This is a genomic window from Roseomonas sp. TAS13 (assembly GCF_001950415.1).
Taxonomy (GTDB): domain Bacteria; phylum Pseudomonadota; class Alphaproteobacteria; order Acetobacterales; family Acetobacteraceae; genus Roseomonas; species Roseomonas mucosa.
In genome coordinates, this window is sequence record NZ_BDLP01000299.1 from 1 (window position 1) to 5,410 (window position 5,410).

3 protein-coding genes are annotated in these 5,410 nt (G+C 72.3%); 2 read left to right on the forward strand and 1 reads right to left on the reverse strand.

From position 1 onward, the window contains the following. A partial coding sequence (locus ROTAS13_RS18570) for an ABC transporter permease (RefSeq protein WP_075823060.1) occupies nucleotides 1–2,407 on the forward strand: 2,407 nt, incomplete at its 5' end. A 50-nt stretch (nucleotides 2,408–2,457) separates the two neighbouring features. On the opposite strand, the gene ROTAS13_RS18575 is transcribed toward ROTAS13_RS18570, so the two are convergent. Beyond that, nucleotides 2,458–3,945, reverse strand: coding sequence for an amidase (locus ROTAS13_RS18575; RefSeq protein WP_216348686.1), 1,488 nt, complete (start codon nucleotides 3,943–3,945; stop codon nucleotides 2,458–2,460). A 281-nt stretch (nucleotides 3,946–4,226) separates the two neighbouring features. Between ROTAS13_RS18575 and ROTAS13_RS18580 the strand changes: the two genes are divergently transcribed. Continuing rightward, nucleotides 4,227–5,279, forward strand: a complete 1,053-nt coding sequence (locus ROTAS13_RS18580; RefSeq protein WP_058389021.1) for a class I SAM-dependent methyltransferase — start codon at nucleotides 4,227–4,229, stop codon at nucleotides 5,277–5,279. Nucleotides 5,280–5,410 lie beyond the last annotated feature (131 nt).

Genomic DNA, 5,410 nt, shown 5'->3' on the forward strand with positions numbered 1-5,410 from the left:
CCTGGGTGGCGACCTGGAGGTCCGGGCCTCGCAGCGCCCGATGCCGGAGGAGGGGCGACGCTGGCTGGAGGCGCAAGGCGCGCGGGTCAGCGAGGTGGTCTCCATGCGCGCCATGGCGGTGGCCCCGCGCGGTGAAGGTGGCGGCGTGGCAGCCACGGGACCGGACACGGAGCCGCGCTCCGGCATCGATCGCTCGCTGGTGGAGCTGAAGGCGGTGGACGGGACCTATCCGCTCTATGGCACGCTGGAGCTGGACCCGCCCGGCCCCCTGGGCGACCGGCCCGACGCGGAGGGCCGCTGGCCCCTGGCGCTGGACCGTCTGGTGCTCGACCGGCTGGGAATGAGGGTGGGCGACACGGTGCGGATCGGTGAGGCCCGCTTCGTGCTGCGCGGCACCGTGGCCTCCGAGCCCGACAAGGTGGCCAGCGCCTTCCAGTTCGGGCCGCGCGCCATCGTTCCGCTCGCCGCCCTGCCGGCGACCGAGCTGATCCAGCCGGGATCGCTGGTGACCTATGCCTACCGCCTGCGCCTGCCGCCCGGGACGGAGGAGGCGCGCTTCACCGCAGCCCTGCGTGCCCAGGGCTTCGCCGACAGCGGCTGGCGCATCCGCGACGCCTCGGACGGCGCCCCGGGCGTGGGGCGCTTCGTGGACAATGCCGCCTCCTTCCTCACCCTGGCCGGGCTGACGGCCCTGCTGGTTGGCGGCATCGGCGTGGCGACCGGCGTGCGCGCCTGGCTGGACCGGCGCGCGCGGACCATCGCCACGCTGCGCTGCCTGGGCGCCCCGGCGCGGGTGATCTTCGCCACCTACCTGCTGCAGCTCCTGGTGCTGTCGGCGCTGGGGATCGCGATCGGCCTGCTGGGCGGCATGGGGCTGACCTGGCTGGCGGCGCAGGCCCTGGCCGGTGTGCTGCCGGTGCCGCCACGCTTCGGCTTCTATCCGCTGCCGCTGCTGCTGGCGGCGGTCTATGGGCTGCTGGCGGCGCTGGCCTTCTCGCTCTGGCCGCTGGGGCGGGCGCGGGAGATCCCCGGCGCGGCCCTGTTCCGCGACGCCGTGCAGCCGGTGGCCGGGCGCCCGCGCCTGTGGCTGCTGCTGGTGAACGCGGCCGTGGTCGTCCTACTGGTGGCGCTGGTCGTGTTCAGCTCCGAGCAGAAGCTCTTCGCCCTCTGGTTCTGCCTGGGCGCCGCGGCGACGCTGGGGCTGTTCCGGATCGGCGCCTGGGCGCTCCAGGCGGCCGCGCGCCGCTTCCGCACGGTACGGCGCCCCGAGATCCGGCTGGGCCTCGCCAATCTGCACCGCCCCGGTGCGCCGACCGCGCTGATGCTGGTCTCGCTGGGCATCGGCCTCACCACCCTGGCGGCGGTGGCGCTGATCGAGGGCAACCTGCGCCGCCAGATCACCGAGCAGATCCCGAACGGCGCGCCGAGCTTCTTCTTCATCGACATCCAGAACGACCAGGCGCAGCGCTTCGACGCGCTGGTGCAGGGCCTGCCGGGCGTGCACGAGGAACAGCGCGTGCCCTCGCTGCGCGCCCGCATCGTGGCGGTGAAGGGCATCCCGGTGGAACAGCTCCAGGTCAGCGAGGATTCCGCCTGGGCCCTGCGCGGCGACCGCGGCCTGACCTATGCCGCGACGCCGCCGGAAGGCACGCGCCTCACCGCCGGGCAATGGTGGGCGCCGGACTACAAGGGGCCGCCGCTGGTCTCGCTCGACGCCAATCTCGCGCGCGGCTGGGGCGTCGGGCTGGGCGATACGGTGACGCTGAACATCCTGGGCCGCGACCTGGAATTCCGCATCGGCTCGCTGCGCGACATCGAGTGGCGCGGCCTAGGGCTGAACTTCGCCCTGGTCGCCTCGCCCGGCCTGCTGGAATCCGCGCCGCACACGCATATCGCCACGATCCGCGCCGATCAGGCCGCCGAGGGCGGCATCCTGCGCGCCGTGACCGACACCTTCCCCAACGTCACCGGCATCAGCGTGCAGGAGGCGCTGGACGCGCTGGGCGAGACGCTCGGGCAGCTCGCCATGGCCATGACATCCACGGCGGCGCTGACGCTGGTCGCCGGGGCACTGGTGCTGGCGGGCGCGGTGGCGGCGGGGCAGGCGCGGCGCATCCGCGACGCGGTGGTGCTCAAGACGCTGGGCGCCACCCGGGCGCAGATCCGCAATGCCTGGCTGGTGGAATTCGGCCTGCTGGGCGTGACGGCGGGGCTGATCGCGGCGGCGGCCGGGACGCTCGCCTCCTGGGGCGTGGTGCGCTTCGTGATGCGCATGGACTGGGCCTTCCTGCCCGGCACGCTGCTGCTGACCGTGCTGGGCTGCGCCGTGCTCACCCTCGGCATGGGCTGGGTCGGCACCGCGCTGGCGCTGCGGGTGCGCCCTGCGCCGCTGCTGCGGAACGAGTAGGCCGAATGGCCCCGGGGCGAGGCGGTGCCCGTCCCAGGGCCCCGGCCGCCTCAGCCCGCCGTCACATGCACGCCGGGGCGCTTCCCGTCGTTCCAGCGCCCGCCGATGGCGCGCTCGACCTGCGCCGCCAGTTGCAGCAGCAGCCCGTCCCCCGCCTGCCGCGTCTGCGCCTGGATGCCGAGCGGCAACCCGCTTTCCTGCCAGGCGAGGGGCAGGGAGATCGCCGGGATGCCGCAGAGGTTGGAGAGCGGCGTATAGGCGAAGTTGCGCCAGAGATTGCCGAACCAGTCATAGACATCCGGATTGTCGCTGATCGTCAGGTATTCGGTGGTGCCGATCACCGGTGTCGGCAGGGCGGTGATCGGGGTGAGGATGATGTCCCATTCCTCGAAGAACTCTCCGAAGGCGCGGGAGGTGCTGTTGAACACCGCCTGCATCCGCGCCCGCTCGGTGAAGCTGGTGCCGATGCCCGCCTCCCAGATGCGGATGTTGATCGGCTCCACCTTGTCCGCCGGCGGGCGGTCCAGCCCGAGCGGCGCGATCAGGTTGTTCACGGTCTGCGCGAAGTTGCTGACGTAGCAGGTGGTCTGCGCGGCGAAGGCGGCGCGGAAATCCACCCGTGGCAGCGCCCATTCGACATGGTGGCCCAGGCTTTCCAGCAGGCGGCCCACGCGCTCCAGCTCCGCCACGAAATGCGGCACCGCGCGGTAGTCGCCCCATTCATGCGACAGCGCGATGCGCAGCGGCTTCGGGTCGCGCCGGATCAGCGCCGAATAGGCCTCGTCCGCCTTCCAGTAGGGCATGAACTCGCCCGGCGCGCCGCCGCGGCAGGCATCGACGAAGAGCGCCGTGTCGCGCACCGTGCGGCTGTGGCAGCCCTGGATGGAGACGAGGCCGGTCAGGTCCGAGGCATAGGGCGCGATGGAGAAGACGCCGCGCGAGGGCTTCAGCCCGATATTGCCGGTGGCGCCCGCCGGGATGCGGATCGAGCCGCCGCCATCCGTGGCATGCGAGATCGGCAGCACCCCCGCCGCCACCGCCGCCGCCGTGCCGGCGGAGGAGCCGTTGGTGGTGTAGCCCGTGTTCCAGGGATTGCGCGTCACATACATCGCCGGGTTCTCGGCGGCGGAGCAGCAGCCGAATTCGGGCGTGGTGGTGCGCCCCAGGATGTTCAGCCCGGCGCGGCGGATCTGCCCGGCGAGGAAGCTGTCCGCCTGCGCCCGGTTCCCCTGCATGAGATGCGAGCCCATCTCCTGCAACCGGCCCTTCAGGGTGGGGCCGAGATCCTTCATCAGATAGGGCACGCCGGCGAAGGGGCCATCCGGGGAGGTGCCGTCCCGGAAGGGCTCGGCGACGAGATCCTCGAAGACCTCGACCACGGCGCCGAGCGCGGGGTTCACCTTGGCGATGCCGGCGGCGACCTGGGCGGCGAGTTCGGCCGCGCTCACCTCGCCGGCCCGGACGCGATTGGCCAGCGCCACCGCGTCATGCTTCGCCCATTCGTCCCAGCCCATCGCCAGCGTCATGTCGCGTTCCATCGGAAATGCGCCGCGAGCCTAGGTGAGAGGCATCCGGGGTCAAGGCCGCGACGAAGGAAGGCTGGCGACGGATGGCGGCGCAACATAGGTTCGGTTTCGAAATTAACTTGCCGCGGCGGGCCGGACGGATGCACGGTCCGCCGGGAACTCTTCCCCGGTTCGCGGACGGGACGGCGGATGGCCATCGTCGCGACATGCCATGCCCGGCCCGGCTTCCGATCCCGCGACGCGCTGGCCCGATGCCGCGAACGGGACATGGATGCATGGGAGGAACAGGCAGCATGGACGAGACGAAGCTTCACCAGGTGATAAGCCAGATGCTCGGCGATCTCGGCGGTGCCTGCAGCGTGGCACTCGTCCGTCTCGGTGACCGGTTGGGCCTCTACAAGGCGCTCCAGGCCCGGGGACCCATGACCCCGGCCGAGCTGGCAGCGGAGGCGGGCGTGGCCGAACGCTATGCCCGGGAATGGCTCTCGCATCAGGCGGCCTCCGGCTATCTGTCCTACGATCCCGGCAGCGGACGCTTCACCCTGCCGCCGGAGCAGGCGATGCTCCTCGCCGACTCCGAGGGGCCGCTCTTCATGCAGGGCGGCTTCGACATGGCGGCCGCGCTGATGGACAACGAGCCGCTGGTGGAGAGCGCGTTCCGCAGCGGCAAGGGCGTCGGCTGGGGAGGGCAGGCGCCCTGCCTGTTCTGCGCCGTCGGGCGCTTCTTCCGCCCCGCCTATCAGCGCGACCTCGTGGCGTCCTGGCTGCCCGCGCTCGGGGATGTCGTGGCGAAGCTGGAGCGCGGGGCGGCGGTCGCCGATGTCGGCTGCGGCCATGGCTTCTCCACGATCCTGATGGCCAGGGCCTTCCCGAATTCCCGCTTTACCGGATACGACTTCCATCCGGGCTCGGTGGAACAGGCCCGGCGCCATGCGGAGGAACATGGCGTGACGGCCAACACGCGGTTCGAGGTCGCGCTGGCCAGTGACTTCCCGGGCCGGGACCTCGACCTCGTGACCTTCTTCGACTGCCTGCACGACATGGGCGACCCGGCCGGGGCGGCCCGGCACGTGCTCCGGTCGCTGCAGCCGGAAGGCTGCTGGATGGTGGTCGAGCCGCGGGCGGGCGACCGGCTGGAGGAGAACCTGAACCCGGTGGGCCGCCTCTACTACGCGGCTTCGACCATGATCTGCGTGCCGACCTCGCTCGACCAGCCGGTGGGCGCGGCCCTCGGCGCGCAGGCGGGGTTCGCCCGCATTTCCGGTGCCATCAGGCAAGGCGGCTTCGGCACCGTGCGCAGGGCGATGGAGACGCCGTTCAGCATGGTCATCGAGGCGCGCCCGTAGGGCCCCTGCCACGTTCCGCCGGGTTCGGCGCAGTCCCGTCCCGGATGCGACCGGCTCCGGGAACGGGCGCCCGCAGCCCCGGGGCATCAGGAGCGCCAGGGCCCGGCGGAAACGGCCAGGCCGCGGGCGGC